Below are 1,190 nucleotides of genomic sequence, written 5' to 3' on the forward strand. Positions count from 1 at the left end.
GGGGGTTCTGGTGGGCGGCCTCGGAGGCGATCGCGAGGAAGGCCTCCTCCAGCGAGGCGCTGCGGGCGTCCAGGGCGCCGAGCGCGATCCCGTGGTGCCGGGCCCAGCCGAGCAGGTCGGTGAGGGTGTCCTGGAGCGCGAGGGTCTGCACGGTGACCTTGCGGCCGTCGAGCGCGAGTTCGGCCCCGGCCAGGACGGGCAGTGCGGCGCCGGTGAACTCGGGAAGCTCGAAGCCGATCCGGGCGGGCCGGTCGGCGATCACCTCGGCGACGGTGCCCGAGGTGACGACCCGGCCGCCGTGCATGATGGCCAGCCGGTCGGCGAGCTCCTCGGCCTCCTCCAGGTAGTGGGTGGTGAGCAGCACCGTGGTGCCCTGGGCGCGCAGCTCGCGGACCAGCTGCCAGACGGCGGCGCGCGCCTCGGGGTCGAGACCGGTGCTGGGCTCGTCCAGGAAGAGCACCTCGGGGCGGCCGAGCAGGGCCATCGCGAGGTCCAGCCGGCGCTTCTCGCCGCCGGACAGCTGCTTGACCCGGACGTTCGCGCGGTGGCCGAGGCCGACCAGCTCCAGCGCCTCCGCCACCGGGCGGGCGCCGCTGGTCATCCCGGCCCAGACGCGGCCGGTCTCGGCGGCGGTGAGCTCGCCGGGGAAGCCGCCCTCCTGGAGCATGATGCCGATCCGCGGGCGGACGGCGGCGCGCTCCTTGTGGGGGTCCAGGCCGAGCACCCGGACGGTGCCGCCGGTGGGCGCGGCCAGGCCCTCGATGACCTCCATGGTGGAGGTCTTGCCGGCCCCGTTGGTGCCGAGCAGGGCGAACAGCTCGCCGCGGCGGACGGTCAGGTCGACGCCGCGCACGGCGTGGTACCCGTTGGTGCCGCCGCCGTAGTGGCGGTGCAGGTCGGTGACCTCGATCACGTCTTCGCTGGGGCGGGGGGCCCGGCTCGTCTCCATGCCCCAAGCCTTCCGCCGACCGGGCCGCGCGGGCAGTGCGGGCCGTCATGACATCGCGGTGGGGATCCACGGGTCGGCGATGACAAATGTCATGGCCGATATCGCCGGCGCCCGGGGCACCGCCGTGCCAGGAGTGCGGGGAGGAATGCCGAAGGGCCCCCTCGCACGAGGGGGCCCTTCGGATCGGAGCGGACGACGAGATTCGAACTCGCGACCCTCACCTTGGCAAGGTGATGCTCTA

General features: G+C 74.3%; 1 protein-coding gene. It reads right to left on the reverse strand.

Going from position 1 to position 1,190, the window contains the following annotated elements; translation table 11 throughout:
- Positions 1–949, reverse strand: a 949-nt coding sequence (locus ACIQOV_RS42095) for an ABC transporter ATP-binding protein (RefSeq protein ID WP_401056516.1), incomplete at its 3' end; no start/stop codon positions are given.
- Positions 950–1,190 lie beyond the last annotated feature (241 nt).

The sequence above is a fragment of the Kitasatospora sp. NPDC091257 genome, assembly GCF_044757675.1.
Classification (GTDB): Bacteria; Actinomycetota; Actinomycetes; order Streptomycetales; family Streptomycetaceae; genus Kitasatospora; species Kitasatospora lactacystinica.